This is a genomic window from Sorangium sp. So ce176 (genome assembly GCF_051519835.1).
Taxonomy (GTDB): domain Bacteria; phylum Myxococcota_A; class Polyangia; order Polyangiales; family Polyangiaceae; genus Sorangium; species Sorangium cellulosum_G.
Genome location: NZ_CP150371.1, coordinates 11,306,396 through 11,332,419 on the forward strand (window position 1 = coordinate 11,306,396; position 26,024 = coordinate 11,332,419).

14 protein-coding genes and 1 pseudogene are annotated in these 26,024 nt (G+C 75.1%); 6 read left to right on the forward strand and 9 right to left on the reverse strand.

The window, feature by feature from the left end; translation table 11 throughout:
• Positions 1 to 25: 25 nt before the first annotated feature.
• The 3 genes from WMF42_RS42705 to WMF42_RS42715 form a co-directional block, all read right to left on the reverse strand.
• Positions 26 to 637, reverse strand: coding sequence for a DUF488 domain-containing protein (locus WMF42_RS42705; protein WP_437688937.1), 612 nt, complete (start codon positions 635 to 637; stop codon positions 26 to 28).
• Between the two features lie 71 nt (positions 638 to 708).
• Entirely contained in the window at positions 709 to 6,156 is a 5,448-nt protein-coding gene (locus WMF42_RS42710) for a hypothetical protein (RefSeq protein WP_437688939.1), read from the reverse strand.
• Positions 6,153 to 7,925 carry an ATP-binding protein gene (locus WMF42_RS42715; protein ID WP_437688941.1) on the reverse strand — a complete coding sequence of 591 codons (1,773 nt, stop codon included), beginning with the start codon at positions 7,923 to 7,925 and terminating at the stop codon, positions 6,153 to 6,155. Before WMF42_RS42715 ends, WMF42_RS42710 begins: the two co-directional genes overlap by 4 nt.
• Positions 7,926 to 8,510: 585 nt before the next feature.
• Between WMF42_RS42715 and WMF42_RS42720 the strand changes: the two genes are divergently transcribed.
• A complete protein-coding gene (locus tag WMF42_RS42720) occupies positions 8,511 to 9,701 on the forward strand; it encodes a PAS domain-containing protein (RefSeq protein WP_437688943.1) in 1,191 nt (396 codons plus the stop codon).
• A gap of 67 nt (positions 9,702 to 9,768) precedes the next feature.
• On the opposite strand, the gene WMF42_RS42725 is transcribed toward WMF42_RS42720, so the two are convergent.
• Positions 9,769 to 11,217, reverse strand: coding sequence for a type VI secretion system Vgr family protein (locus WMF42_RS42725; RefSeq protein WP_437688944.1), 1,449 nt, complete (start codon positions 11,215 to 11,217; stop codon positions 9,769 to 9,771).
• Between the two features lie 99 nt (positions 11,218 to 11,316).
• Positions 11,317 to 13,074, reverse strand: a complete 1,758-nt coding sequence (locus tag WMF42_RS42730) for a DUF2169 family type VI secretion system accessory protein (RefSeq protein ID WP_437688946.1) — start codon at positions 13,072 to 13,074, stop codon at positions 11,317 to 11,319.
• A gap of 330 nt (positions 13,075 to 13,404) precedes the next feature.
• On the opposite strand from WMF42_RS42730, the gene WMF42_RS42735 reads away from it, so the two are divergent.
• Both WMF42_RS42735 and WMF42_RS42740 read left to right on the forward strand, forming a co-directional pair.
• The gene (locus tag WMF42_RS42735; protein WP_233562389.1) at positions 13,405 to 13,743 is read left to right on the forward strand and encodes a hypothetical protein; all 339 of its coding nucleotides are present in this window, start codon (positions 13,405 to 13,407) and stop codon (positions 13,741 to 13,743) included.
• Between the two features lie 117 nt (positions 13,744 to 13,860).
• Positions 13,861 to 14,904 carry an aminoglycoside phosphotransferase family protein gene (locus WMF42_RS42740; RefSeq protein WP_061611742.1) on the forward strand — a complete coding sequence of 348 codons (1,044 nt, stop codon included), beginning with the start codon at positions 13,861 to 13,863 and terminating at the stop codon, positions 14,902 to 14,904.
• A gap of 60 nt (positions 14,905 to 14,964) precedes the next feature.
• Here the strand turns inward: WMF42_RS42740 and WMF42_RS42745 are convergent, their stop codons facing one another.
• Positions 14,965 to 16,323, reverse strand: coding sequence for a hypothetical protein (locus tag WMF42_RS42745; RefSeq protein ID WP_437688949.1), 1,359 nt, complete (start codon positions 16,321 to 16,323; stop codon positions 14,965 to 14,967).
• Positions 16,324 to 16,598: 275 nt separating this feature from the next.
• Positions 16,599 to 18,047 carry a cellulose binding domain-containing protein gene (locus WMF42_RS42750; RefSeq protein ID WP_437688951.1) on the reverse strand — a complete coding sequence of 483 codons (1,449 nt, stop codon included), beginning with the start codon at positions 18,045 to 18,047 and terminating at the stop codon, positions 16,599 to 16,601.
• Positions 18,048 to 18,733: 686 nt separating this feature from the next.
• Between WMF42_RS42750 and WMF42_RS42755 the strand changes: the two genes are divergently transcribed.
• Positions 18,734 to 19,528: an ABC transporter ATP-binding protein gene (locus WMF42_RS42755; protein WP_437688952.1), complete on the forward strand. Its 795-nt coding sequence runs from the start codon at positions 18,734 to 18,736 to the stop codon at positions 19,526 to 19,528.
• A 238-nt stretch (positions 19,529 to 19,766) separates the two neighbouring features.
• Here the strand turns inward: WMF42_RS42755 and WMF42_RS42760 are convergent, their stop codons facing one another.
• Entirely contained in the window at positions 19,767 to 21,398 is a 1,632-nt protein-coding gene (locus WMF42_RS42760) for an NAD(P)-binding protein (protein WP_437688954.1), read from the reverse strand.
• Positions 21,395 to 22,090 (reverse strand): phosphoribosylglycinamide formyltransferase, encoded by a 696-nt coding sequence (gene purN / locus WMF42_RS42765; RefSeq protein WP_434044375.1) that lies wholly within the window; start codon positions 22,088 to 22,090, stop codon positions 21,395 to 21,397. The genes WMF42_RS42760 and purN overlap by 4 nt, the downstream gene beginning before the upstream one ends.
• Before the next feature lie 242 nt (positions 22,091 to 22,332).
• Between purN and WMF42_RS42770 the strand changes: the two are divergent.
• Both WMF42_RS42770 and WMF42_RS42775 read left to right on the forward strand, forming a co-directional pair.
• Positions 22,333 to 22,617, forward strand: a pseudogene (locus tag WMF42_RS42770) (Uma2 family endonuclease); the annotation flags it as partial.
• A 90-nt stretch (positions 22,618 to 22,707) separates the two neighbouring features.
• The gene (locus tag WMF42_RS42775; protein WP_437688956.1) at positions 22,708 to 26,007 is read left to right on the forward strand and encodes a protein kinase domain-containing protein; all 3,300 of its coding nucleotides are present in this window, start codon (positions 22,708 to 22,710) and stop codon (positions 26,005 to 26,007) included.
• Positions 26,008 to 26,024: the final 17 nt, after the last annotated feature.

The following is a 26,024-nucleotide window of genomic DNA, read 5'->3' on the forward strand; positions in this document are numbered from 1 at the left end:
CGGGGAGCGGGGAGGGGGTGGGGGATCACCGCGCGCGGCGCGGGCGAGCGCGGCCGCCAGGCGCCGGCGCGGGCGCGGCGGCCGAGCCGCCCAGCGGCAGCGCGCGCTGGGCGCCGACGTCGTAGATCAGGTGGCCCGCGCCGTCGGGCCGGGCGGCGGGGTTCAACGCGTGTGGGGCCCGCGCGCCGGGGCCGAGCAGGTGGACGACCGCGAGCCCGCGCGCGACGAGGGCGTCGGCGATGAGGCGGCGGTGGCAGCGCCACCAGAGCGTCTCGGCGCACATGACGGCCATGCGGCGGCCGGCCCGGGCCTCCGCCACGAGCTCGGAGAGCGCGCGCTGGAAGGCGTCGGTCTCCATGTGATCGGCGTAGGCCCTGAAGCTCGGGTTCTCCCAGACGACGTGCGGTGAGTCGTCGCGGCCGGTCCGCCGGCCGCCCAGGGTGTCGCCGCGGAAGACGTAGGTCACCCCGAGCGGCGGCAGCGCCTCGGCGAGCGCGGCGCGCGCGAGGTGCGGCGACCGGGCCGAGCCGGGGAACCGCCGGACGTCGACCAGCGTGTCGGCCGGGCCCTCGCCGAGCAGCTCGACGAGCTCTTCCAGGCCGCGGGTGCCGTGGCCGATGGTGAAGACGGTGTCCACGGGAGAGAGCTTTGCGCTCGGGCGGGCGGGGGGCAACGGCCCCCGTGGAGGGCGCTCGGGGGACGCGGCGGCTAACCCATCGAGCGCAGCAGGTGATCGAGCGCGCGGCGCTCCTCGGCGTCGGTGACCGACTGGAGCGCTCGGTTCACCTCGCCGACGGCGGCGGCCGCGAGCAGCGCGACAGCGGCGGGATCGGGCGCGCGGCGGGCGCGCAGCCACGCGAGCGCCTCGTGCTCGGTGTTGATGACGATGTGGCCGCGGCTCGCGTCGTAGCGGACCGGCCTGCCGGTGCGGCTCTCGACGACGGCATGGACAGGGGAGCCCTCCAGGGCCATCCCGACGAGGGCCTCGCGGAGCGCCGCCGCGAGCGGGCTGGCGGCCGAAACGTCCTGCCGCTCGGGCGCGGCGGCGCCGATCAGGCCGCGGACGCTGCGCCACAGCGCGCCCACCCAGGCCCGCGCGCGGCTCGACTCGGGCGGCGCGTCCGCAGGGGCCGCCGCGGGGGCGCCGCGGGCCGCGACGGGGGCGCCGCCGGCCGCCGCGAGGGCGCCGCGGGCCGCGACGGGGGCGCCGCGGGCCGCGACGGGGGCGCCGCCGGCCGCCGCGTCGGGCGCGTTCCCGGCCGCCGCGACCTCCCCGGAGACGGGCTCGTCCCCGGTCGCGATCGCCTCCGCCGGGTCCGGCGGCGCCGCGGGGGCGCCGAGCTCGCGCAGCGCGCCCCGGGCGGCGCGGTGGCGCAGCACCTCGACGAGCGGCGAGCCGTCGTCGAGCAGCACGAACGCCGGCGTCCCCTCGGGGAAATCGCCGTCCGCGCCGCCGCGGCCGTCGGTGATCCACACGCAGCCCGTCGCGGAGAGCTCGGCGCGGATCTCCGCCGGGCCGACGCTCTCCCCGGCGGCGGTCCGCGCGGCGAGCTTGCCGCCGGAGAGGCGGCCGAGCAGGTGCAGGTTCCACAGGTACGGCGCGGCGGCGGCCTCGTCCGAGAGCTCGGCCGCCATCGAAGCGGCTGCTTCCATCGCGATCTCCGCGACGGCGTCCCAGCGCGCTTCGTGCAGCGGCCAGACGAGGAGCAGGCCCTCGACAGGCGCGATCTCCCGGACGAGCCCGCCCGCGGCGCCCTCGGCGCGCAGCGCGCGGGGCGTGAAGGCGCCGCGCGGGGCGCCCTCGCCGAGGATCTCCGCGGAGGGCGCGGCGACGAGCACCCGCGGCGCGCGGGGCCACCGCGCGGGCAGCCAGAGCGCGCCGGTCACGAGCAGCGGGCGATGCCAGGTGGTGGCGACGTCGATCCACCGGGTCGCGAGCGCGTCCTCGGGCGGGGCGAGCCGCGCGCGCAGCCACCGCGCGGCGGCGTCGCGCACCGCCTGGCGGAGCCTCGCGGCGTCGGCGCCCGCCTTGAGGCCGTCGAAGGCGAGGTTCGGCTCGAGCGCGTCGTCGTTGATCGCCGCGCAGAGCGGCCACCCCTCGCCGGGGTCGAGCGCGCAGAGCGGGCGGCGCCCGACGTGCACCGCGATCCCCGCCGCGCCGGCGTGCTCCGGGGCGAGCAGGCCGATCTCGCCGTACGCGGCCGGCGCGCCCTCCTTCGCGCCGGCCTCCGGCGCGAAGGGGAACACAGCGAGGCACGCCGCGCGCGCGTCCGCGCCGAGGCCGACGGCGTCGAGCGGCGGCGCGGCGAGGCGCTCCTCGGTCGCCCGGTCGCGCGCGACAGCGTCGGTGATGTCCTTGACGAGCACGGCCGTCGCGAGCTGCAGCCGCTCGGGCCTGCTCAGCGCGAGCACCGGGCGCCCGTAGCGCTGCTTCGGGTAGGGCGGGGGCGTGGCGGTGCACAGCCACCCGGCCAGCGGGTCGCGCCGGAGGTCGTCGAGCGAGAAGAGGTTGCCGTCGAGGTCGTGGAAGAGCGGCGCGCTCGCCGCGCCCGCGACGACGCGCTTGCCCTGGGCCAGCGTCCTCAGGACGGCGCGGCGCGTGTGGCTCCGGGCGAACGGCGGCAGCTCGTCGAAGCGCGGCGCGAGCGAGAGCAGGCGGCGTCCCGCGGCCCTGGCGAGGCGCGCCAGCAGCGCGCGCGCCTCGTCCCTCGGCGGGTCCGCCGCGGCGGCGCGCGCGAGGACGCGCAGCGGGATCGGGAGCTCCACCTCGTGGCGCCGCTCGGCGCCGTCGGGGCCGACGAGGCGGACATCCGACGCCGGCCCCTCGATGATCTCGAGCTCGCCCTCGAGCCCCTGGACGCCCAGCGCCGCGATGCTCACCCGGAGCAGCGGGTGCGGCGGCGCGCCCGGCAGCGCGAGCGGGGCGCGCGAGGTGCGCGAGGCGCGCGAGGCGTCGGCCGCGCCCCCGCGCGCAGGGCGCTCCTGTGGCGCCATCTCGGCGGCGGCGCTGCGCTCCTGCTCGGCGGCGGCGCGGCGCGCCGACTGCGCGGCGGCGGCGCGGAGCCGGCGGCCGGCCAGCCCGCCGTGCGCCGGGAGGAGGCGGCCGCCGGCCCACCGCGACAGGGCGTCGCGCTCCCACGCCCCGCGGAGGAGGATGGGGTGCCAGGAGAACGTCGCGAAGCCGGGCGCCGCCTCGAGCGCCGGGATCGGCGCCGGCGCCGGGTGGGTCCTGTCGAGGGCCTCGAGCGAGCACGCGGCCTCCTCGCCGCGCGCGTCGAGCATGACGAGCAGCGGCAGGCGCCGGATGCGCGCCGCCAGCTCGCCGAGGGCCGCGTCGACGGGCGCGCTCCGGGCGCGCTGCGCGAGGACCCGCGCGCAGTCGAGGAGGTAGCTGATCACGCGGGCGCGCGCGCGCCGATCGCGCTCGCGGAGCGGATCGCCCTCGAGCCCGAGCCGGGCGCGCGCCGCGGCGTCGCCCTCCAGCGCGGCCACGAGCGCCCCGCAGAGCGCGCGCTCGACCTCGTGGACGGCGGCCTCGCTGCGCGGCGACAGCAGGCCGCTCCAGGCCCTGCCCGGCACGGCGGTGTCGTGGTCGATCGCGACGGTGACGGGGCCGAGCAGCGGCGCGGCCTCGAGGGTGGCGAGCGGCTGTGACGCGTGGTGCCACGCCTCCACGGCCGCGTCGCTCGGCGTCGCGAGCGCGAGGAAGCCGTCGCCGGCCACCTCGAGGACGGGCGCGCTGGCGGCGCGGGGCGCGGCGAGCTTCTCCAGGGACGCCTCGAGCGCGCGGCGCCGCGCCGGTCCCCGCGCCGCGAGCTCTTCCTCGGTGAAGAGCCCCGGGGTGTAGGAGACAAGCGCGCAGTCCGGGAGCGCGGCGGTGAGCCAGTCGAGCTCGCGCTGCGTGGCGGCGAGCACGGGCCGCCTGTCGGCCGCGCGCCCCCGCGCCTCCGGCGGCGCGACGCAGAGGCCGCCCGCCGCCCGGGCGAACGCGGCGAGCCCCTTCAGGCTCATGAACCGGTCCGTCGTGAGCATGGGCCAGATCCGCGCCTCCAGGAGGCCCTGGAAGGCCGACGGCGCGAGGTCTTCGCCGCGGCGCGGCGCCGCGCTGCCGTGGCCGTCCTGCTCGACGTGGGGCGCGCCGAGGCGCTGCGGGGCGCAGAACAGCGTGCCGGTGGCGGCGCGCAGCGCGGGCCTCACGCGGGCGAGCTCGCTGTCCGGCGGCGGCGGGGGCAGCGGGGCGCCCGGCGGCGCGGCCCTCGGCCCGAAGAGCCGCCGCGCCTCGGCGTCGGCCGCGGCGAGGGCGACGTGCACGGCGTGGCGGACCGCGCGCCAGAAGCGCTCGTCGCGCGCGACGCCGTCGTACGAGAAGCGCGGCCGCACGCGCCCGTCCCACGCGAGCGCGATCTCGACGGGCAGGGGGACGGCGGCCGGGTCGAGGTCGACGGTCTCGAGGTGCCGCCCCTCCACGAACACCCGCACCTCGGCCCTGCGCCGCGCCTCGGGGTCGTCCGCGAAGACGGCGAGCTCGCCGCGCAGCCCGGCGAGCGGCCCCTCGTCCACGTGGAAGGCGGCGCGGAGCGCGTGCTCGGGGGCGGGCGGCACGGCGGGCTCGCCGGGCGCGTGCCGGAGGAACGCCCTGCGGCGCTCGGCGCCGAGCTTCGCCTGCTCGACCATCGCCCCGGCGTCGGCGAGCGGGAGCCCCGCGAGCGCGCGCTCGACGAGGCCCCCGCGGCACCGGATCACGTCGTCGGCCCACGGGGAGAGCTCCTCCGGGAGCGCCTCGTCGCCGCGCCAGACGAACAGGGGCGACGCGTCGCGCGCGTCGAGCGCCGCGAGCGAGAGCGGCCGCCCGCGCCCGTCGCGGAGCAGCGGGAGCTCGTGCACGGCGCGCACCTCGGCAGGCACCGCGCCGCCCGCGCGGACAGCGCCGGTCGCGACGCACGCGAAGGCCGCGAGCGCGTCCTCGAGCAGCCCGCGATCGTCGCCGAGGACGAGCGCGCCCTCGGGGACCGCGCCCTCGCCGCAGACGAGCGCGGAGAGCGCCCGGAGGGCGTCGAGCAGCGCGGCGGCCGCCGCCTCGCGGAGGCGCGCGCCGAGCGGGGCGTCCTCGCGCAGTGCCGAGCGCGACGCGTTCGTGGGCAGCTCGTCCGCGTCGACGACGACGCGGACCGGGAGCTCGACGCCCTGGTAGGGCGCCGAGGGGAACCGCGGGGCGAAGCTCCACCGCTCGCGGACGAGCCGCACGCCGTGCTCGAGGTAGTCGACGACGGGCAGGCCGGAGAGGGGGGGAGCGACGGGCGCGGAGAGGGGCGTGGAGAGCGGCGCAGAGCGGGGAGCAGAGCTCCGCGTGGAGAGCGGCGCAGCGCCGGGCGCGGAGGCGGGCGCGGAGAGGGGCGCCGCGCGGACCGCGCCCCGCGCGGCCTCGGGGGGCGCCAGGACCTCCAGCGCCGCGCGCCGGGCGCCGCGCACGTGGAACGGCACGCGCACGAGCACCGCGGGGTGGCCGCCCGGGAGCGGGCGGCGGAGCGGCTCGCCCGCGAGCGCGATCGGGATCGGGAAGTCGCCCGTGGCCGTGGCGAGGTGGGCGATCTCGGGCGGCGTGTCGCCCGTGAGCGCCCGGCGCAGCACCGACCAGCCGAGCCGCCGCCGCACCTCGATGCGCATGCCGGCGGCGGGCATCCCCGGCGGCCTCGGCACCTCGTCGCAGGCCGGGGCGGCGGCCGGGGCGAACGCGTCGGCGGGCGCCTCGAGCAGGGCGGGCGTGAAGCGCACGCGCGTGCAGGTCGCCTCGGAGGCCTCGCCCGAGGGGCCGCGGCCCGTCGTGATCAGATCGACGCGCGCCGGTCGCAGCCCGAGCGCCGCGTTCACGCCGAGCGCGAGCAGGCGGAGCCGCCGGGACGCGGCGTCGGGCGCGGCGTTGAGCACGTGGTCGAGGAGGCGCGCCAGGACGGGCGCGTCGAGCGGCTCCCCGTCGAAGGTCAGCGCGACGTCGTCCGCGTCGTGGCGGAGGTCGATCTGCGTCGCGCCGCCGGCGGCGGCGGCGCGGACGAGCTCGAGCAGGTAGAGGTCCAGGTCGACGAGCAGGTGCTCCCGGAGCTTCTGGACGGCGCGGCGGGCATCGACGCGGATCGCGCCGCGGGCGACGACGCGGCTCACCGCCGCGGCCCCCGCGGCGCGCCGCCCTGACCTCCCCGGAGCGGCGGCGGGCTCGCGGCGAGGTCGAGGAGCCGGTCGCTGTCGCCCGGATCGAGCGGCCCCTTGGCCTCGACGAGCAGCGCGCGGGCGAGCAGGTTGCCGGCGGTCACGGGGTCGACGGCGGCGCGCCTGCGCGCGAGCGCCACGGTGTCGCTGGCGACGTTGAGGAAGAGGGCGTTCCCGGGCCGGAAGCGCGCCGCGCGCCGCACCACGTCGCGCGCGGCGTGGCAGCTCCGGTGGGGCGCGCCGCGCTCGCCGCGCTCGCCGCCGTCCGGCAGGAGGATCGCGCCGCGCTGGCGGAGGGCGCCCTCGATCTGGCAGAGGCTCACCCGGGCGACCCCGTGCCGGGCGCGGGCGAGCGCCTCGGCGACGACGTGGAGCAGCGCCGCGTCGCCCTCGCGGGCGCGCTCCGGCTCCTCGCGCACGAGCAGGTAGGCGGCGCGCGCCTCCTCGATGCGCGCCGCCGGGAAGCACCGCTGGAGCAGCGCGCCGGTGGCGGGGTGGTTGCACAGCACGACGGGCAGGCCGCTCTGCGCCATCGCCTCGGTCAGCGCGTCGGGCCGCACGGCGACGAGCAGCGGCGCGCGCCCCGGCGCGAGCGCCCGCAGGCCGGCGCGCGTCCGGTCGCCCTCGACGGGGCTCGCGAGCGGGAACGGGATCTCGTCCGGATCGAGCGCGGTCGGCGGCGTCAGCGCCGCCTCGAGCATCGCCACGTACGCGGCGGCGCCCGCGCGGGCGCCCGCTGCTGCGGCGGCCTGCGGCAGGCGCGCGGCGAGCTCGCGCCGGAGCGGCCCCTTGACGAGCTCGCGCACGCGGGCGATCGCCTCCCAGAACGCGTCGTCGCGGCGCACGTTGTCGCGGCTCAGGGTGTGCTGGAGGCGCGGGCTCATCACCTTGAACCGCACGCCCGAGAGGCCGCTGAACAGCTCGTCCGCGGTCTCGAACAGGGTGAGCCCGCGGTTGTAGAAGCCGGCGAAGCTCTGCCCGTGCTCGGCGGCGGCGGCGCCGCTGGCGGCGGCGGGCTGGCCGAGGTGCTGCGCGCCGGCGGAGGGGCCGACCACGAAGGTGCTCTCGTCCTCGGAGGCGGTGACGGAGACGGGCGCCGCGACGGAGAGCGGGGTGTCGATGCGCGCGACGCTCGTGCGTGCGTCGCCTTCGTCGTCGGCGATGCTGAGGGCGATCTCGCACTGGGCGTGCCGGCACCAGCGCCGGAGCGCTGCCTGCGCGCGCTGCGCGTGGAGGCGCTCGCGGTCCCGGCCGAGCCGGTGGAGCAGGGTGACCCGCGTGCCGCTGCCCTCGCGGGGGCCGGCGTCCTCGAGCTCGTAGCTCGTGTCGCTGCGCAGCCGGAGGAGCCATGCCTGTCCGTCGCGCCACGTCTCCACGTCGACCTGCTCCGGCTGGACGGCGAACACGGAGACGAAGCCGACGCCGTACTTGCCGATCTTGCTCGCGTCGCCTTCCTTCGACGAGCTGAAGAGGGTGAGCAGCGGTCCCTCGATGTCCTCGCGGCTCATGCCGCTCCCGTCGTCGGTGACCGAGGTGGCGCACGCGCCGGGCAGCGTCTCGATGCGCACCGTGATCTTCCGCGCGCCGGCGTCCATGCCGTTCTGCACGAGCTCGCGGAGGAAGGCGTACGGGTCGGCGAACTGCTGCACCATGTCGGCCACCGGCCCTGGGGGCGGGGCCGCGGCCGCGGCACGGTCCTCTCGGAAGGAGCGGTAGGGGGCCATGGCGATCTGCGAGGCTATCACACGGCGGTGCCGGGATTTGAAGGGGGACGCGAGCGCCGGAACGGTCGGAACCGTGCGGGAGAGGTGGAGTTCTGGACAGCGGGGCGAGGAGGTGGGTTGCGGATCCCGTTCGCTTCCGGGGCATCGATCGATGTTCCCGTCGAATGAGACAGGTAGTCGGAACGACTCCGCGAGAACCTCGATTCGCTTCACGGCGAGCTCATCGGGCGCGTTGGCTTTGGTCCCACAAGCCAACGCCGTCATCGCGTCGAGGAAGTCGAGGCCCCCCGGGCTCCACGGCCTCTCGTCACGAACCTGTCGTGACATGATCCCCGCGCCCCCGGCGCCGCACCTCTCACGACCTGCACCCCACCGCCTGTCCACGTAAGTCGAAACACAGCCGCACGCGATTCACCCCGCCGCGAACCGCGATGATGAGCACGCTCGCCATCGCATCTCGCAACCTGTCCGCGCGCGCCGCGCGCCTCCACCACAATCGCACCGCCACCGTCCGACGACCCTTCCCCAACGCGCGTCGCCCAGGATAGATCTTCTCTTCTCCGCTCACGAGGAGATGCGAGCCAGATGGAATCTGCCCCCGACGCGTTGCTCGGCGATCTCTTCGCCCGTTCTCCCGATCTCCTCTTCGTCGCCTCGGCCGAGGGAGCGCTGCTCCACCCCAGCGGCGGGCTGCGCGAGGCGCTGGGCGCCGGGGTCGAGATCGGCGCGCTCCTCGCCGATCTCGCGCACCCGGACGATCGCGAGGCGCTCTCCGCGGCCTGGGCGACGGCGCTCCAGGGGGACGAGCCTGTCTTCTTCGGCGTCCGCCTGCGCGACGGCGACGGCGCCTACCGCCGGCTCTCGTGCAGCGCCAGCCGGTCGTCCGACGGCAGCGCCGTCCTCGGTTCGCTCCGCGCCGCGCCCGAGATCACCGGCGAGGAGCTGGCGAAGCTCCGGCTCAAGGCGCGTATCCTGGACGCCATTGCCGACCACATGGAGTCTGTCGCGTTCTGGTCGACGGACCGCGAAGGCCTCTGCCGCTACCATGCGGGAAAGGCGCTCGCGAAGGCCGGGCTCAAGCCCGGAGAGTTCGTCGGGCTCAACCTGATCGACCTGTTTGGCGGCGTGCCGGAGTTCGCTGACGCTCGGGAGCGGTGGTTCGACGGCACGGTCCGCCACTTCTCCAACGAATCGCACGGCCTCGAATGGGACAACTGGATCATCCCGCTCCGGGACGAAAGCGGTGAGCGCGTGGAGGGCATGATCGGCCTGTCGCTCGACGTCACCGAGTCCAGGCGCGCCGAGAACGAGCTGCGCGTCCAGGTCGACCAGATCGAGGCGCAGCAGAGGGTGATTCGCGATCTCTCCACGCCGATCATCGAGGTCTGGGACGGCGTGCTCACGCTCCCCATGGTCGGCACCGTCGACAGCGTGCGCACCGCCGAGGTCATGGACAGCCTGCTCTCGCAGATCGTCGAGAAGCGGGCGAGGTTCGCCATCCTCGATCTCACCGGCGTCGAGGTCGTCGATACCAGGGTCGCGAGCCACCTCATCCAGCTCGTCACCGCGATCCGGCTGCTCGGGGCCGACGGCATCGTCGCCGGCATCAAGCCGAACGTCGCCCAGACCATGGTCGCGCTCGGGCTCGATCTCTCCCAGCTCAACACGCAACGCAACCTGCGCGCCGCGCTCAACTACGCCATCCGGGCCATGAGCCTCGCCCCGGGCGCCTCCCTCGCCGCGAGCCCCGCGCCCCCCAGGGACCGGACCCCGTGAACGGCGCTCCCGCGCGCCCGCGGGCCCGGGTCGCGCGGCGTCCCCGCCCGGGAGCGCCGCGCGCGGCTCACTCGTCCACGAGATCGAAGACGATGCCTCCCTGCGTCTTGATCCGGTGAGTCGACCGGTTCGCGTTGTTCACCGGAGAGGGCGTCAGCGGGTTGGGCGCGGCGCCCACGATGACCGGCCGATCGGGGTCGCCGTTCACGAAGGCGATGAGCACCTCGGTCCCAGGCTTCAGCGGGAAATGCGTGCCGTAGTTCGCCCCGGCGTGGTTCTGGAGCATGCGCACAGGCCTCGACGGCGCGCCCGCGGCGGCCCCCGTGTCGAAGAGGAACCGGACCATGTACCTGCCCTGATCGTCGATCTCCGCGTTGCTGCCCCCGCCGCCGGACCCCGCGTCGACGATGCCGGTGACGACCCCGCTGATCCGCGGCGTCGGCGTGCTCCGCGGCGGTCGGTACGTGTTCTTGGCCGGGATCGCCCGGAACGTGTTCACGTACCGCTGCGGCTCCTCGGCGCCGCGCCCGCCGGCTGCCTGCGACGCGCGGTGCTCCACCTCCACGAAGAGCATGTCGAGCGGCTCGAGGCTCGGGTGCCCCTCCAGCACCGACCGCGCGCCCGCGCCCAGCGCGCACACAGCGCTCCTGCCCGCGTAGACGAGCTGCGTCGCCTGCCGCTCCTCGGCCCGGATCTGCGCCAGCACCTTGCCCTCCGCGGGCGTCTTGTAGTGACCGCCGAACTCGACCACGCCGCCCGCATACCCGGTGGGCAGCACGTGCTCCGACGTCAGATCGAGCATCGGTTGCCGGTAGTTGTAGTCGCGGGCCACATACACGCTCGGGACCAGCCGCGCTCTCGCCTCGATCTCGAAGACGTCGAGCGTCTCCCCGCGCTCGCGGAAGGGGACGGACGCCGCGCCGGCCGTGGGCTTGAACCCGCTCGGGCTGTCGGTGAAGACCATCGTGTCCTGGCCGTCCTGGTGCTCGAAGAAGAAGCTGATCCCGACGTGCTCGGCCAGGCGGCAGATGAAGGCGAAATCGGTCTCCTGGTACTGCACGACGAACTCCCGCGGCGCGTAGCTGGCCATCAGCCGGAGATCCACGTCGCTCCCGCTCAGGCCCACGAGCTCGAGCTTCTGCTGGATGAGCTCCGGCACCGCCTTGTTCATCGAGATCTCGGTGGTCTCGACCAGCGTCAGCCGGAAGGCGCGCGGGACGATGCGCAGCCGGTACGCCCTGTGCTCGAGCATGCTCGCGAGCAGGTCGTGCACCTCCGCGACCATGCCGTGGATGCGCCGCAGCTCGACCCCGTCCTGCTCGAAGAGGATCGCGACGTTCTCGCCCGTGAACGTCTGGCCGTCGACCGCGGCCTCGCTCGGACACACCACCTCGACGTCGAACGAGAAGAGCTGCGAGATCGCCTCGCGCCCCGAGAGCCTGTTGACCTGGAGGATGTCGGACGAGAAGCCGGGGAGCTCCAGTCGAATTTCCAGCGAATCGGATCGGGTAGTCATCGTCGCAGCTCCATCCACCGTGCCGTGGGAGAGGGTCTCCTGCCGCCGGACGCCCGCCTCCCGGGAGCCCGGCGCGCGCGCCGAGGCGGGCCGGGCGCGCTATCGTTTGCGATCGAACCGTTCGTAAAGGCTCCTTCTCAATGCGGGTGACGGCGTCGGCAGCGTCGGGCGCTCCGGCGGCGGGGGCGGCCGGGGGGGCGGCGCCGCCGCCCGCGGCTCGTCGGCCTCGGGCGAGCGCGCGGGCGAGGCGCTGAGCACGGGCTCCGGCGGGGACAGGGGCGGAGGCGGCGGGGGCTCCGGCGACGAGGCGCTCGGGGGCTCCGCTGCTCCCCCGCGCGCAGGCGCGCGCTCCGGGGCGACCGCGAGGTCCAGCGACCCCTGGATCTCCGGCGCGTCGGCGCTCGATCCCCAGTCGTCGGGCGGGAGCGCGAGCGTGCCCGAGCTCATGCGCTCGTCGGGGATCGGCGCCTGCGAGATCACCGGCGGAGACAGCGGCGCGCCCGGGAGCGCCGGCTGGAACGGGAGCGCCGGCTGCTCCGCCGCGCTGTCGTCCTGCTCGGGCAGCAGGGCCAGCGTCGCGGCGGGGGACACGTCGGGCGCCTCGTCCTCCGCGAGGAGCGCGACCGTCCCGGTGTCGAGCCGGGGCCCGGGCGCCCCCGCGCCCGCCGCTTGCCCCGCGACGTCGTCGGGCGCGGGCCCCGGGCGAAACGGGGTCGCCGCCGCCCAGACCGCCGCTGCGGCCACGGCGGCTGTCACCGTGACGCCGTCCGGGAGGCCCATCGTGCGCCCCCCGGCGGCCGCGTCGGCCATGGTCGCGCCGAGGCTGACGCTGTCGTCCTCGCCGCCTCGCGCGCGGCCGGCCGCGTCGCCGCGCTCCGGCGGGCCCTCGGGCCACGCGAGCGTCTCTCCGAGCAGCTCGACGCCCGCCGCGATCGAGACAGCCGCGAGCGCGGCCGTGTCGGGCACGGGGAAGCTGCCACGGAAGACGACGGTGCACCGCTGCTCATCGCCGTCGATGCGCAGCGTGTCCGCGTTCAGATCGAGCTGCTGGCCCTCGCTCACGCCGAAGGCGGAGAGGCCGTGAATGCGCGCGCGGCCGCGCGCCTCGGGCAGCCGCATCCTCACCCGGGGCAGCGTGGGGTGGAGCCCGTGGAGCTCGATCCACTCCCCGCCGCGCAGGTAGCGCATCCGCTGATCGGGGGGCGCCGCCTGGTAATAGGACCAGTCGAAGGTGTCGGGGATCTCGGCGATGGGAGCGTCGAGCGCCTTGCGCGGGGTCGCCCCGAGCAGCCGCCTGCGCGCGGGCCAGGCGCGCGCGATGGGGCCGAAGCCGGCCGCGCGCGCCGGCTGGAGAGGATCGGTGATGTTCGCCTCGGGATCGGACGGGTCGCCCTTCGCCGGCACGCCGAGGAAGTTCTCCTCGTCGTTCTCGCCGCGGAGCGCCCGCTCGTAAACGAGCGGTATCCGCTGGAATCCGGCCCTGTCCTGGACGAGGAGCTGCTTGTCGAGGACGACCCCGCTCTCGTCGGAGATCGCGAGTCGCACAGGCAGGGAGTGGACGGGCGCGCCCGGCGGCGCGTGCGCGTGGCCGGTGAAGAGCACGTCGGCGCGGTCGAGGTGCGGGGCCAGGTCGCTCGTGAGCCTGACGCTCCGCCCAGGGTGGTTGCCGTGATGGACCTCGCCGGGGACGATCTTCTGCGGCTCGACCCTCGGCATCTCCGCGTCCGGCGCGAACGCGAAGGTGGCCTTCACGATCACGGTGATGCGGAGCTGGCCCCGGCTGCGCCATGCGACAGCGGCGGCGGCCGCTCCGCTCAGCGGCGTGACCCTCTCGGGCGCGATCGCACTGTTCGCCATCCGCTCCCGTATAGCACAGCCGGAGTTGCGCCCCTGACCGATCGCGCACGCCTGCGCCGCCTCATCGCACCGGCACACCATTGCACGGCCGCACACCGCAGCGCACGGCCGCATCATTGCACTGCCACACCGTCGCACCGCCGCGTCGACGCCGCCGGATCCTGGTGCAGGGGCGGCGGCCCGCGCGCGGCGGACCTGCTGCAGGCGGCGCGCCCCGGGCGCGCGGGGACCGGCGAGCGATGGCCGAGGGCGAGCGCAATGCGGGCCAGGCGCCGGCGCCGGCGCGCACAAACTTGCCGCCGCCGCGCGCCCATGCGACCCACGGCGATCATGAAGCTGGCTGGAAGCGCTCGTGCGCTGGGATCGGCGCTCGCCGTCCTCGTCATGATTGGCTCGTTCGGCTGCGACACGGTCGCTACGCTCGTCGCGCCCGCGGTGCCCGTGGTCATCGAGAAGGCGACCGCGCCCGGGGAGCCGGCTGCGCCCGAGGATCAGGCCGTGCCCGAGGATCCCGAGAGCCGCAAATGCTGCTTCCGGAGCGTCGAGAGCGTCGCCAGGGCGTGCGAGAGCAAGGAGCGTTGCTGTACGGGCAAGTACGACCGCAGCGCGTGCGAGGACTCCGGCGGCCTCTGGTTCCACAGCGCCGACGGGTGCGCCGGCGCCTGCTGAGGCGCGCCCGGTCGAGCCCAGCCGCCCTGCGCGCGGCGGTGCTCGCGCCCCTTGCATGAACGCTGGCGCTCGGCTCGCCCTCCGCCCCACGAGTCGCCCGCCGGCCCACGAATCGATGTGATCGACCTCGACCCCGACGCCCTGCGCCGGCTCGTTCAGCGGGCCACGGGCCATCTCCCGACGTCGGTTGTCCCCCTGCGCGGCGGCGTCTCGGGCCGGCGCTACCTGCGCGTCGTCACGCCGGCGGGCACGGCGGTCGCGATGTTCGCGCCGAGCGGCGCGTGGGTGGGCGCGGCGGGCGGCGGCGCTCCCCCGGGCGGCGGCGCGCCTCCGCTGTGGCCGTTCCTCGAGGTGCACGCGCTGCTCCGCGAGCGCGGCGTGCGCGTGCCGGCGCTGCTCGCGGAGGACTGCGAGCGCGGCCTCTTGCTCCTGGAGGACCTCGGGGACCGGACGCTCGCGGCCCTTGTCGAGCGCGAGCCCGGCCTCCGCGCCGAGGTCTACTCCCTTGCCGTGCGCGATCTCGCGCGGGCGCAGCGCGCGCTCGAGGCGCTGCCGCCCGGCTCGATCGTGGACTGCTGCGCGCTCGACGCGACGCTCCTGCGCTGGGAGCTCGACCATTTCCGCGCGTGGGCGCTCGACGCGCGCGGGCGCCGGCTCGACGACGCCGCGCGGGCGGAGCTCGACGCCGTGTCGGACCGCCTCGCCCGGCGCATCGCCGCGTGGCCGCGGGGGTTCGTCCATCGCGATTACCAGAGCCGCAACCTGATGGTCGTTGACGCGCCGGGCGGGGGCCTCGAGATCGCGTGGCTCGACTTCCAGGACGCCCTGCTCGGCCCGCGCGTCTACGACCTGGTGACGCTCCTCCACGACAGCGTCCAGGACCTCGATCGGCCGTTCGTCGAGGCGCGCCTCGACGAGTATGCGGCCGCCGCCGCGCTCGACAGGCGGGCGCGCGCCGCGCTCGGCCGGGAGTTCGACGTTGTCACGGTCCAGCGCAAGCTCAAGGACGCCGGCCGCTTCGTGTTCCTCGACCGCATCGGCGCGGATCCGGGCTACCTGCGCTACGTCGAGCCCGCGCTGGCGGCGGCGCGCGCCGCGCTCGCGCGGCTCGGCGACGACGAGGACATGCGCGCGCTCGCGCGGCTCATCGCGCCGGCGTGAGGCGCGGTGAGCGGCCGCCCGGTCCGCCGGCTGTCCCGCGGGCCTCGGGCGCTCTCCGGCTCAGAGGTCCGAGTCCTCGAGGAAGCGCTGGAGGAACGTGACGTCGCGCGGCTCTCCGTCCCTCGGGCAGCCGCCGAACACAGCGAACTGGTGCCATACCCAGTCGGCGCTCCGATAGGCATCCTTCTCGCTCTCCTCGAGCGCGGAGCACACGTGATCCCAGCGCGGGTTGGCCCCGGGGAGATACCCGCTCTTGTCGGGCGGCAGGCTGGACAGGCGCGCTTCGTCTGCCACGCCCGCGAGCTTCCGCTGGATCGCCGCGTTGGCGTCGAGCTGGTGGCCGCCGGTCATCCGCAGCTTGCGCGCCGCGTCGCCGCCGAGCCAGCGCGCGATCAGCGCCTCGCTCTTCGCGATGCCGCGGGCGTCGAACGCGAACACCTCGCTCACGCGGTCCTTGTTGGCGGCGAGCGCCTGCCACAGGGGCAGCCCGCCGGCGCTGAAACCCGCGAGCCCGAGCTTCCCGAGCCGCGCCCCGCCCGGCCCGATCTTCTGCGCGCCTCCGAGGAACCGGAGCGCCGCGTCGGCGAGGCCGGGCAGGCTCGCGGTTGTCGCCGCGCCGAAGCTCGTCCCGCTCGGCCACGGGTGCAGCATGACCACCGCCTTGCCGCTCGCGGCGAGCGCCTCCTCGAAGCCGCAGCGGAGGTAGACCCAGCGGGACTTGTCGCGCGGATCGCGCGCGAACACGTCGCGCGCCCAGAACGAGGCGTCCGGATCCGGGTCGGGGCTGAGCAGGTATCGATTCAGCCCGAACATCTCGTGACGCTGGTCGACCCGCGTGTAGGCGTACCCTTCCGGCCGGTAGAACACGAGGGCCGATGTCCCGTCGTCCGGCGGCGCCTTGCAGGCCTCCGGGACGCTCGCGAACCAGATCTTCGGCTCTCCCGCGGTGGCGCCGAGCGCGACGAGCTCGGTGCCGGGCTGGTGCTCGCGCTGGTGCTCGTCCGTGTACTTCGCGTAGGCCATCCAGAACGGCGTGATGTCGACGAAATCGGTCGCGATCTGCGCGTGCGCCAGGCCCGGCGCCGCCTTCACGTCGACGAGCGGGTGCGCCTGCCCGAGGGCCGGGTCCGGGGCGGGGCTGAGCGACGTCCCGCCGCCGGTGACGTCAAAGGCCTGCTCGACCGACAGGACCTCTTCCTGCAGGGCGGGGATGTCCTCGAAGGCGCCGAAGGCCGCGGAGAAGCGCGCCCTGAGCGCGACGCGCGCGGCGCCGGCGGGGATCGCGAACTCGCGCAGCCCCGGGCCCCTGCCGGCGAGCGGCAGCGGCGCGTCGTCCGCCGTGGCCTGCACGTCGGAGAGCGCGTCGGGCAGCAGGGGGCTGCCGGCGTTGCGCCAGGTGACGCGGAGCTTCAGCGGCACGGGGCGCCCCGGACCGGACGAGGCGCGCGCGGCGCGGGGGCGTGGAGGAAGCGGAGCGGGCCGTCGCCGGCCGGGAGGGGGCGCTGCGGGGCAGGGGGCACGATGGGCCCACGATATCAAACGGCGCGGGAGGCGGACGAGAACAACGGGAGGGGGACGTCGAGACGGGGATCCGGAGGAGGTTCCGTCGTTCCGCGTCGCTCAGCTCGTCGTGCGGGATGGCGCGCCGCGCCGCCGAGAGGCGCGGTTCGGCGCGTCGCCCGGGCAATCAGCGGTCAGCGCGAGCCGTTCACGCAGTACCCGAAGTCGATAGTCTGTCCAGAGCTGACCGTGGTGCTCCAGCCATCTCCGACGAACACGAAGTCGGTGCCCGCCGTGGTGCCCTTGGCGTTCCAGGCGCTGGTCATCGTGGCCCCCTTCGCGGGCACGTAGGCCTTCCACGCCACGTTGGAGCCCGTCGTCGTCACCTTGACGTTGTTGCAGTAGCCGCCCGTCCACGTCGCGTTGGGGCTGACGGTGACAGTGACATTGCCGGGCTCGCCGCGCGCCCCGCCCGTGCTGGTGCCGCCGCCGGAGCCGCCAGAGCCGCCGCTGCCGCCGGAGCCGCCGCTGCCGCCGCTGCCGCCCGCGCCGCTGCTGCTGCTGGAGCTGCTGGTCGTGCTGCTGGTCGTGCTGCTGGTCGTCGTGCTGCTGCTGGAGCTGCCGCTGCCCTTCACGCGGGCGATGAAGCTGTCGTAGCCGGAGACGTTGCCCTGCTGCGAGAGCATGACGATCGCGACGCCCATGTCGACGGCCTTGGCGACGTTGCTCTCATTGAGCCAGGTGGAGTCGATGTCGATGGGGCCGCCGCCGAACGTGTAGGCGTCGACGATGACGAGCGGCAGGCTGAGCGCTTTGGTGATGTCCCGGTAAGTGAAGTTGTCGATCTTGCCCTCGGTGAACGGGAACTGCTTGCCCGTGAGGCCGACGTACTTGACGACGCTGCGATCCCAGCCGTCGTAGAAGTCGGCGACCGAGGACGCCCACCGGGTGGCCGACGGGCTGAACCACGGGCTGAAGTCGATGACCACCTTGCACGAGGGGCAGCCCGACTTGATGGCGCCGAGGATCTTGTTGATGAAGTCGTCGGACTCCGTCTCGGTGAGCGCGTTCTGCTGCGCCGTCTGCGAGAACTGGTACCAGTCCGGCTCGATGTGGATCAGCGGCTCGACCGCCCTCCCCCCGAGGGTCGAGTTGATGCCCTGCGCCGCCTTCTTGTAAGCCTCCACCATCGCGCCGATGTTGGAGCGCACGTACGCCGCGCCCCTCTGGCAGAGCGGCGCGCCGGAGTCTCCGTCGCAGTCGCGGTCGGACCCGAGGCCCTTCTTCGTCATGTCCGTGGCGATGTAGCCAAAGAAGTAGGGGGTCTTACCCTTGTCGATGATCGTCTTGAGCTTGCTCTGATGTGTGCTGCTGAGGCCGCCCGACATCAGCCAGTCGCCGACCGCGACAACGTCGACGTTGGCGGGCCCGGACGATGGCGGGTTCCAGCTCTGGCTCCACTGCGGCGCGACGCCGAAGCGCATCTGGGATGCCGCAGCGGCTGCTTCTGCTTCCCCGGCGAAAATCTCGTCCTCTTCGGAGACGCCGGAGCCACCGTCCCCGGCGACGATGCACCCGCCGAGAACGGCGAGCGTGCACGCCACTGCCCCGGCACCGAAAAGCGAACCCTTGATCTTCGTCATTGTGTCGATCTCCAAGTGGCCGCGCGGCTCAGCGCCGCGTCGGATTTTTTCACTCCCGAGCGCCAGCATCGGCTTGGCGCGGGGCACTTGTTGAGGTGCCCGCGGTAACTGCAACGCCCGGGCCATCACCTCTCGAGATCGAGAAAAGCTGATTCATGAGCAGATTTTTGACGGTGCCTGTCCGCTCGAGATGGTGAGTGGACCGGCGGAGTGGATCGCCGATCCGGTGCACGGATGATCCACCACGAACCCCCTGATTCTGCAGGGAAAACGGGGGAAAACCCAGGTAAGAACACCGAATCTCGCGCACGACACGCATCGAGGGTCGGGCGACCGACGTCATTCTCGCTCGCGATCGTCCGTTGTCCTACCGGGCCGCCGGGCCATCGATCCATGAGCGGAAGGGTGTCAGCGGAGCGCCACGCAACTAGAGCAGAAGTTTCCTGAGAAGAGGCTTGTTTGCTGCACCCTGAGGAGAATGTTCGAACCGCGCTGCCGGGCCTGCGGCCCCAGCAGCCCACGCGACGCACATCGTGCTGTCTGACATGCGCCGACATGCGCCGATGATAGGGCACCAGGGGAAAGCGCTTGATTTTCTTCTTTCGGTGAGCAAGAATGCATATCTTTTCTCACGCCCGGCGCTCCGGTAGTCTGCGTCGCATGAACGCGAACTGTGGAGTGGAGCGATGAGCGCGCCTGCTCTCATCGAGATCGAGGACGCCGAGGTGTTCCGCGGCGGCACGCGCGTCTTCGAGGGGCTGTCGCTGCGCATCGAGCAGGGGGAGAGCACCGCGATCCTGGGGCCGAACGGGGCGGGGAAGTCGACGTTGCTGAGGCTGCTGTCGCGGGAGATCTATCCGGTCCACCGCGAGGGGTCGGCGGTGCGGATCCTCGGGCGCGAGCGGTGGGAGGTCTTCGCGCTCCGGCGCAGGCTGGGGCTCGTGTCGTACGAGCTGCAGATGGCCTATCCCCGGGGTGTGCTGGGCCTCGACGTGGTGCTCTCCGGCTTCTTCGCGAGCGTCGGTCTGCACGAGCACGAGCTGCCGACCGCCGCGCAGCGCGGGCGGGCCGAGGCGGTGCTCCGCGATCTTGGCGTGGCGCACCTCGGCGACAAGCCCATCGCGGAGATGTCAGCCGGCGAGCAGCGTCGTTGCCTGCTCGGCCGCGCCCTCGTGCACGACCCGGAGGCGCTGGTGCTGGACGAGCCGACGACGAGCCTCGACCTGAAGGCCGCGTTCGAGCTGGTCGACCTGCTCCGGCGCCTCGTGCAGCGTGGCAAGACGCTGATCCTGGTCACGCACCACGTCCAGGAGATCCCGCCGGAGATCGAGCGCGTCGTCCTGCTCAGGAAGGGCCGTATCTTCGCCGACGGCCCGAAGCGCGCGGTGTTGACCGACGACAACCTGTCGCGCCTCTTCGACGTCCCCCTCTCCGTCGTCGAGCGCGACGGCTTCTTCCAGGTCTTCCCCCGGACCGTCTGAGACACGGAGTCTCGCTCTCGGTATCGTCCCCGGATCGCCCTCTGCCCGATGAACATCCCCCCCATAAAACGGTAGGCCCCCAGAGAGGGTGCTCTCGGCGCGGGGTGGGGGATGGGCCGATGTCTGAGCCTGAGACATGAGTCATCCGGCTTGCCGGATGGCTCATGTCTCAGGCGAGTTCGGCGGGGCCCCCACCCCGCGCCGAGAGCACCCTCTCTGGGGGCCGGGCCCCTCGCGCTTACCCGATCTCCACCTTGCTCCACATGTCCCGCCGCATCCGCTCCTTCCGCCTGTCGGTCCGCGTCACGAGCCGCGCCGCACCCCACGCGGCCAGGAGCTGCCCCTCCTGCCCGAGCCCGGGCAGCACGCTCCGCCCCACGAGCAGCGTCCGCTCGATCGGCCCGCGGATCGGCTCGCCCGCGAGCCCGAGGTAACCGGGCGGGTCGACCTCGAGCTGCCGCACCATCGGCTCCGCGCCCGGGGCGGCGCCCTTCAGCGCCGCGCGCTCGACGAGCCGGCGGCGCTGGCCGTCGTAGACCCACACGGGCAACCCGTCGTGCACCGAGTCGACAAGCACGAGGTGGCGCTCCAGGAAGGGGAGCTCGGCCGTGAGCGCGTCGAGCACCGCCTGGCGCGCCTCGAGCAGCGACAGCGAGCCCCTGTCGGGCAGCAGGATCTCCGCCACGAGCAGCGTGTCGGTCGAGGGCGGCGGGAGGTCGCAGCGCTGGAGGTGGACAACGGGGCGGCCAGGCCCGGCGGGCCGCGTCGATCGCGGGGAGCTCGGCCGGACCCCGGCGTCGCCCGCCGCGCGCGGCGGGGGCGTCATCGAGCGGCCGGCCAGCGTGGACGACGCGGACGGGAACGGGAGCAGGAGCGTCTCCGGGCCGAGCGGCTCGGGCAGGCCCTCGCGGCGCACGAGGAGCGACACGACGAAGCGGCCGACCGAGGAGGTGATCCGCGGCCACTCGCGCAGCGCGCGCTTGTGGATGCCCTCGCCGCCCGAGAGGCTCGCGAGCGTCTCGCCGTCCATGTCGGTGATCACGAAGCTGCTGCCGTTCGGGTGATCGTCGCCGTCGAGGACGACCCCGGCCGCGGTGCCGCGGCGCACGTGGACCGACGCGGCGCGCTCGTCGAGCAGGCAGCGGCCGCCGTGCGCGAGGATGCGCTCGACGAGGAACTCCTCGATCTCCTCCTCGCCGCGCGGGAGCATCATCAACCCGCGCGTCCACGCCCCGTGCAGGCGCGCCACGGCGAACGGGGGCGGGAGCGCCGAGAGGTCCGTCGCGAAGAGCACCGACTGCGTGACGATGGAGCGGAACAGGTGGCCGCGCGGGAACTCGACGAGCAGGTCGGCGTCGGGCTCGGCGCGCGCGTACGGGAGCATGGCGGCGTAGCGGGCGGTCTCGCGCCGCTCCCAGAACGTGCCCGGCGGCCAGAGGGCGTCGTGCGAGAAGGCGTCGTCGGCGGCGCCGTTGACGTGGGCGAGCTCGGCGTAGAGCTCGTCGACGACGCGCCGGAGCTCGGGGAACTCGCGGTCGATCTCGCGGCCGAAGAGGACCATGTCGGGCGGCACGTCGAGGCGCCGGCGCGGGGCGACGACCTGCAGCATGGGCAGGGCGGGGGCGATGCGGCGCTTCCAGGTCTGCGACTGGGCGAGCTCGACGAGGAAGCGGCGCCACGCGGGCGACGGCTCGGCGAGCAGGGTGAAGGCGCGGCGGCGGAGGACGTGCTGGTCGAGGCGGTAGGTGGGCGGGCGCTCCCCGTGCCCGACGACCATCACGGTGAAGTCGCGCCGCGCGAGGAGCGCGGCGGCCGTGAGCGCGCCGATGGACCGGCCGAGGACGATGACGTCGTAGTGCTTGTGGATCACGCCCCTTCCCCGGCAGGCTCGGGCGCGCGGCCGCCCTGAGCGAGCCCGAGCGCGGTGTCGACGCCGGCGATCGTCGCGCGCGCCCGAGCGCCGGGCGCGGCGGGCGGCGCGACCTGGAGGCGCCCCTCGGCGATCCACGAGAGCGCGCGGACGAGCAGGGCGTGCTCCTGGACGAGGATGCGCGCGGCGAGGGTGTCGTGGTCGTCGCCCTCGAGGATGGGGACGGCGGCCTGGGCGAGGATGGGGCCGGTGTCGGTGCCGGCGTCGACGAGGTGGACGGTGCAGCCGGTGATGCGCACGCCGTGGTCGAGCGCCTGCTGCTGGGCGTCGACGCCGGGGAAGGCGGGCAGGAGCGACGGGTGGATGTTGACGACGCGGTGCGGGAAGGCGTCGAGGAAGGTCGTCGTGAGCAGGCGCATGAAGCCGGCGAGGACGACCCAGGTAGCGCCCGCCTCGCGGAGCGCGGCGACGGCGGCGGTGTCGAAGCCGTCGCGGTCGGTGAAGTCCTTGTGCGGCAGGACGCAGGTCGGGACGCCGGCGCGCTCGGCGCGCGCGAGGCCCTCGACGCCGGGCCGGTTCGACAGGACGAGCCGCACGCGGGCGTCGAGGCGGCCGGCCGCGATCGCGTCGAGGATCGCCTGGAGGTTCGAGCCGCGGCCGGAGATGAGGACGCCGAGATCGAGGGGGGGCATGGGGGGCAGATACTACGGCGGGGGCGGGCGCGGGAGAGATACGGGGCGGCGGGGGCCGTCCGGCCCCGGAGCGGGGCCCGCCCGGAGCGACGGCGCGCTGCGCTTCGTGCGACCGCGCGACCGGCAGGAGAGCGCGGCGCCCCCGGTCGCGGGCCGTTGCTTGCCGCCTCGCCGCCCCCGCCTAACTCTCAGCGGCATGGTCGCCGTCGCTCCGCTGTCCGCGCCCTCGACACCCCCGTCCGGCCAGGGTGAGCAGCGCTTCGCCCGACGTCGCGGTCGAGGTCTTCCTCACGAGCGGCGGCATCGACAAGCTCGACGTCTACCGGGGGCTCGGGGTGCCCGAGGTGTGGATCTGGAAGGACGGACGCATCGCCGTCCACGCGCTGGGGGAGAGCGGCTATGAGCAGGTCGAGCGGAGCGGGATGCTCCCCGAGCTCGACCTGGGAGCGCTCGCGGAGTGCGCGCGGCTCCCCGATCAGGCGGACGCGGTCGACGCCTACTGGGAGCGGCTGAAGCGAGGGGGATGAGCGGCGAACGCCGCCCCCCGGGGCGCCGGTCCCCTCTGTCCCGGCCACCTACCATTGCCGGGCCGCTCGGGGTAGGGTGGCGCCGCCACGATGCCGGAACGCCCGCCCGAGCCGCCCCTGACCTCCGACGAGGCCGCGAAGCAGCGGGCCGCGTCCTACCTCGGGCGGGTCATCTCGAAGCGCTACCGCATCGACGAGGTCATCGCCATGGGCGGCATGGGCGCGGTCTACCGCGGCGAGCACGTGCACATGCACAAGCGCGTCGCGATCAAGATCCTGCACCCCGACACCGAGCGGCTCCCCGAGCTCGTGCAGCGCTTCGAGCGCGAGGCGATCGCCGGCGCCCACATCCAGCACCGGAACGTCGCGACCGCGACCGACTTCGGCGAGGCAGAGGACGGCTCGTTCTTCCTCGTCCTGGAGTACGTCCGCGGGACGACGCTCCACGAGATCATCCGCCGGGGGCCGATGCCCGCCCCGCGCGCCGCCCTGATCGCCAGGCAGCTCGCCGCCGCGCTCGACGCGACCCACGCGATGAACATCGTCCACCGCGACCTGAAGCCGCGCAACGTGATGGTGGCCGAGCCGCAGGGCGACCTCGTGAAGCTCATCGACTTCGGCCTCGCGAAGGTGAGCGTCGACCAGCTGCGCCGATCGGCCGCGGCGCCGGAGTCGATGCGGATGGGGATGGAGCCGGAGTCGCGCCCGGTCCGGCTCACCACGGCCGGGGTGATCTTCGGGACCATCGCCTACCTCGCCCCGGAGTCGGCGCTCGGGATGGATTTCGTCGACGAGCGCGCGGATCTCTACGCCCTGGGCCTCATCTTCTACGAGATGCTGGCCGGCAAGCACCCGTTCCTGGCCAAGGATCCGGTCGAGCTCTTCAACCAGCAGCGCAGCGCGCCGGTCCCGGCGATGGCCGAGCACTCCCCGGGCGTCGCGGTCCCGCCGGCCATCGAGGCGGTCGTGCGGCGCCTCCTCGAGAAGCAGCCGCGCGCCCGCTTCGAGACCGCGGCGGAGCTGATCGCGGCGCTCGATCAGGCATGCGCCGCGTCGGGGATCGTGACGCAGGAGCCGAGGGCGGAGATGTCGTCGCGCTCGGAGATGGCGTCGGTCCCCGCGATCGGGGACGCGGCGCGCGTCCCGAGCAACCGGCCGCCCCTGTCGAGCGCGCCGCCGCGTGAGCCGGAGGCAAGCCCGGGCAGCGCCTCGGCGATCGTCCTCGGGGAGTCGTGCCTGGTCTCGCTGAACGAGGTCGCGGGCGCGCTGGAGCCCGCCGCGGAGCGGGCCGCGGGCGAGCCGGCCGGAGGCGGCAGCGCGGGCGCGGCGCAGGCGGAGAGAGCGCGCGCGGCGGGCGAGCCGGCGGAGGGCGGCGCGGGCGATCTGGAGCGGGCGGCGGCGCCGGCGGACGCGGCGGGGGCGGGGGACGAGGGCCCTCCCAGCCACTCGAGGCCGACGCCGGTGCACAGCACGTCGACCCTCGTCGCCGAGCTCACGCGCGACTCGCGCCCGACAGCGGTGGGCGGCGCGGCGTTCATGGCCCAGGTCGCCTTCGCGCGGGAGGAAGCCGCGAGCAGCGGTGCTCCCGCCGGCACCGACGACGAGACGCTGTCGAGCGACTCGCGCCCGACAGCGGTGGGCGGCGCGGCGTTCATGGCCCAGGTCGCCTTCGCGCGGGAGGAAGCCGCCAGCCGCGGCGTCGCTCCTTCCGGAGCCGCTGAGCCGCCGTCGACGCGGGGACCGTCGCAGCCGCCGCAGGAGCCGGCGCGAGCGCAGGAGCAGCGGGCGTCGCAGGGGCCGGCGCCGCCGAGCTCGAGGTCTCCGTCGCTGGAAGCGCCGCCTCCGCGGCCGACGCAGCCGTCGCGGTCAATCGAAGAGCCGGCGGCGAATGAGCCGGCGGGGCCGAGCTCCACGCGTCTGCCGCTGGAGCAGCGACCGCCGTCGTCGGAGGAGCTGGAGCGACGTCCGGCGGAGACCTCGTCGAAGAAGCCGTCGCTGCCAGGCGTGGAGGAGCCGTCGCCAGCGCCAGCCGCCGCAGCGTCATCGCATCCGCCGTCGCCTTCTGCGACGCCCCCGCCGTCGCCTTCTGCGACGCCCCCGTCGTCGCATCCGCCGTCGCCTTCTGCGACGCCCCCGTCGTCGCATCCGCCATCGCCCGCCGCCGCGGCGCCAGCTTCATCCACGCCACCAGCCTCATCGCCGCCGCCCGCGCCCACCACCGTGGAGCCCGCCTCTGCAAGGACGCCCGCGCCGTCCGTGAAGGCGCAGCCGTCCCGCGAGGAGCCGCCCTCCGTTTCGCCAGCGTCGCCGCCGGTGGACGGGCCGCCCGCGGAGGACGTCGAGCCCGCCTCCGAGCCGAGCTCTCGACGGCTGAGCGGCTCGCGGCCCGCGTTCGCTCCGACGCTGCTTCGGGAGCTGGAGGCCGCCGAGGCGGAGCGCGTCGCGAAGGAGCGCGAGGAAGAGGCCAGGCGGAAGCTCGCCGAGGAGGCAGAGCGCGCCGCGAAGGAGCGCGAGGAGGAGGCCCGACGGAAGCTCGCCGCCCGGGAAGCGCGCGCAGCGCGCCTGCGCAAGGCCGACCTCGGCGCCCGCCTGCGCCAGATCGCTCCCTACCTCGGCGGCGCCCTGATCGCGGCGGCCGCGATCGCCGCGCTCGCCAGCGGCGGGGGAGCCCCGCCCGAGCCAGAGTTCCAGCTCGGCGTGACGCAGCCGCCGGCGAGCGCGCCCGCGACGAACGAGCCCGCCCCGACCGACACGACCGCCGCCCCGGAAGCGCCCGGCCCCGCCGCCCCGGCGCCGGAGGCCGCTGCCCCGGCCGGGCTCGATGCGCCCGCCGATCCGGCCGCGACAGACACGCCGGCCGAGCCCCCGCCCGACGAGGAGGCCCGCAAGGCGCTCACCGACGCGGCCAGGGCGCGCAAGTGGATCAAGGCCGCCGACGCGCTCAGCGCGCTCGCCGAGCGCGATCCGACCGCGCTGCGCGACCGCGCGCTCGCGATCGCGGCGCGCAACCTCGCCATCGCCATCTCGAAGACGGGCGGCGAGCTCGCCGACAAGGTCTTCGACGCGCTCGCGAGCCGCTTCGGGACCGCCGGCCTCGACGTGCTCTACGAGATCGTCGAGACCCGCGGCCGCTCGACCCCGGCCAACCGCGCGGCGAAGCTGCTCCGCGATCCGCAGATCGCCGCCCGCGGGACGCCCGCCGTCCGCATCGCCTTCGAGCTGCGCGACGCCACCTGCGGCGAGAAGCTGCCGTTCCTCGAGCGCGCCGTCTCCGAGGGCGACCAGCGCACCCTGGTCGTGCTCGAGACGGCGGTGAGGCCCTGTTACACGAAGAACCGCGCCATCGATGAGGCGATCAAGAAGCTGAGAGCGCGGCTCGACGACGGGTGAGCCCGCGGCCCGCCGGC